The organism is Ferruginibacter sp. (assembly GCF_031430955.1).
In the GTDB taxonomy this organism is placed as follows: domain Bacteria; phylum Bacteroidota; class Bacteroidia; order Chitinophagales; family Chitinophagaceae; genus Ferruginibacter.
Genome location: NZ_JANPCM010000615.1, coordinates 1 through 3,074, shown reverse-complemented (window position 1 = coordinate 3,074; position 3,074 = coordinate 1). Strand labels below are relative to the sequence as shown.

Here is a 3,074-nt window from a genome sequence, read left to right as displayed (position 1 = left end):
GCCCTGTCAAGTAGTTCTGGGTGGTTAGTTGCTCCTATTATTGTGACATAACTAGGCAATTTATCAATTTGTAATAATAGTGAGGATACAACTCTTTTTATCTCGCCAGTTTCATGAGTGTCACCTCTTTCTTTACCTATTGAATCAAATTCATCAAAAAATAGAACACATTTTTGAGTTCTAACATAATCAAATAAATTTCTTAATCTAATGGAAGTTTCTCCTAAATAACTAGCAATAATACTCTCATATCTAACCGTTAGTAATGGTAACATTAAAGAACTTGCTATCGCTTCTGCAAGTGAAGTCTTGCCATTTCCTGGAGGGCCAATTAACATAATCCGATTCCTTGGTTCCATATTATATGATCTTAATAAATCTGCTCTCAGTTGTTCTTCTATAAAATCTCGTGTATTTTTTTTTACAGAATTATTTAAAATTAAATCGTCTAACTGCACAAGCGGTACAGTTTCATGTAAAAGATCACTATTGCTTTCAACTTTATTGTAACCATTCATATTGTGAACATTGCGTTTACCATTTATTTCTGGTATTGAAAAATGTTGAAGGCTTTCCTGTAATTTGTTAGCAAAAATATTGTGTTGTTTGGATTTTTCTTCAGCGATAATGGCTTCTACTACCTTACGAAACAACTGTTTGTCTCCCTGACCTCCTGATTGAACTAATTGTAATAATAAATCTGATCTTGACATTGTTTCTTGAATTGTAGCAAATATAAGTAACTAGAATAAAGTTATATAAAATGTGTTAGAATTTTGGTATTAACTTAAATAACCTAACGGAACTGTACCTTAATTATTTATATGATGTTAATCCCTTGCCTTGGTTCATATCTTCACGAAACATTCGTAACAATCTTCGCTTCCATAAAAATTCAATAAAGGTTTACTGTACAAGTGTGCCCTTCCTTCGTCAGTGTAAACTGTGCCAATGAAGATGAACAAAGAAATATAGCCGGGTAAAAAATACTTTAAAAAAAGTGGAACACTTTTACAACCTACGTTTTAAGCCGCCTTCGACAAACTCTGGCTGGCAGTATTAAAGTTCGAACATAAAAAAGCCCCGAATCAAAAAATGATTCAGGGCTGTAATGATTATCTTTTTAAAAAAATATTAATAACGGTAAGCTTCCGGCTTAAATGGTCCTTCTTTAGGTAAACCTAAATATGCAGACTGTGCAGTGGTTAATTCATCTAACACCACACCAATTTTTGCAAGGTGCAAACGGGCAACTTTTTCGTCTAATACTTTTGGTAACACGTACACTTCGTTTTTGTACTGGTCGCCTTTGGTCCACAATTCAATTTGTGCCAAAGTTTGGTTACTGAAAGAGTTACTCATTACAAAACTTGGGTGGCCTGTTGCACAACCTAAGTTTACCAAACGGCCTTCTGCCAACACAATTACATCTTTACCTTCGATAGTGTACATATCTACCTGTGGTTTGATGGTATTTTTTGTAGCACCATAATTTGCATTTAACCATGCCATATCAATTTCAATATCGAAGTGGCCAATGTTACAAACGATAGCTTTATCTTTCATTGCACGGAAGTGGGCTTCGGTGATCAGATCACGACAACCACTTGCAGTTACAACAATATCAGCTTCTTTAACGGCATCAATCATTTTCTTTACTTCAAAGCCATCCATTGCAGCTTGTAAAGCACAGATAGGATCAATTTCTGTTACGATTACACGACAACCTGCACCCTTTAATGAAGCAGCAGAACCTTTACCTACATCACCATAACTTCCTACAACAGCAACTTTACCAGCCATCATTACATCGGTAGCACGGCGGATAGCATCTACCAAACTTTCTTTACAACCGTATTTGTTATCGAATTTACTTTTAGTAACACTGTCATTTACATTGAAAGCAGGAATAGGCAAAGTACCTTTTTCCATTCTTTCTACTAAACGGTGTACACCGGTTGTAGTTTCTTCTGATAAACCTTTTACGTGTTGTATCAATTCGGGGTAAGTATCAAAAACCATATTGGTTAAATCACCACCATCATCCAAAATCATATTTAAAGGACGGTCTGCACCACCAAACCATAAAGTTTGTTCGATACACCAATCAGCTTCTGCCTGTGATTGACCTTTCCATGCAAAAACACCAATACCTGCAGCGGCAATTGCAGCAGCAGCCTGGTCTTGTGTAGAGAAGATATTACATGAGCTCCATTTTACTTCTGCACCTAATGCGGTCAACGTTTCAATTAACACGGCAGTCTGGATGGTCATGTGCAGGCAACCTGCAATTCTTGCACCTTTCAATGGCTGGCTTGGTCCGTACTCTTCACGGATGGCCATTAAGCCCGGCATTTCTGCTTCGGCTAATCTAATTTCTTTACGGCCCCATTCTGCAAGGCTCATATCTGCAACCTTATTTTTAAGGCTGAAGTCGATGGAGGTTTTTGTTAATGTTGACATATTATAATTTTTAGAACACAAAAGTAAACTTATAGGATAATATTCTACAAGTTTGTGTAAATTTGGGGGATAATCCTTTTAATACAATTATTACAGGAGATAATACTTTTTAACTATGGCAAAAGCTACTAAAACAGAAAATACAGCTATTGGCAATATTGCACTGGATGCTAAAGACCTTTTGATATTGAGTTTGCTGCAGCAAAATGCACGGATGACGGTGAAAGAAATTGCGGATAAAATTCACCTGAGTACCACGCCGGTTCATGAACGCATTAAACGCATGGAGGCCAGCGGTGTGATTAAACAATACGCCACTTTGGTGGATCATACTAAAGTGAAAAAAAGTTTGATCGCTATTTGTTATGTTAGTTTGAAAGAACATAGTAAAACTGCGGGCACAAAATTTGTAAAGTCTATTATGCTTATGCCCGATGTGGTAGAGTGCTACACCATTAGCGGTGAATTTGATTTTATGCTTAAAGTGATGTGTGAGGATATGAATGCGTATCATGATTTTCATGTAAATAAATTAAGCAATATTGAGAATATGGGGCATGTGCAGAGTGTGTTTGTGATGGGGGTTATTAAGCAGACGCATCAGTTGGTTT

General features: G+C 36.5%; 3 protein-coding genes. 1 reads left to right on the top strand and 2 read right to left on the bottom strand.

The window, feature by feature from the left end:
* Together ACY65O_RS17455 and ahcY are read right to left on the bottom strand one after the other, a co-directional pair.
* A partial coding sequence (locus tag ACY65O_RS17455; RefSeq protein WP_462222143.1) for an AAA family ATPase occupies positions 1-713 on the bottom strand: 713 nt, incomplete at its 3' end.
* 421 nt (positions 714-1,134) lie between these two features.
* Entirely contained in the window at positions 1,135-2,463 is a 1,329-nt protein-coding gene (gene ahcY / locus ACY65O_RS17450; RefSeq protein ID WP_462222142.1) for an adenosylhomocysteinase, read from the bottom strand.
* Between the two features lie 115 nt (positions 2,464-2,578).
* Between ahcY and ACY65O_RS17445 the strand changes: the two genes are divergently transcribed.
* A partial coding sequence (locus tag ACY65O_RS17445; RefSeq protein WP_462222141.1) for an Lrp/AsnC family transcriptional regulator occupies positions 2,579-3,074 on the top strand: 496 nt, incomplete at its 3' end.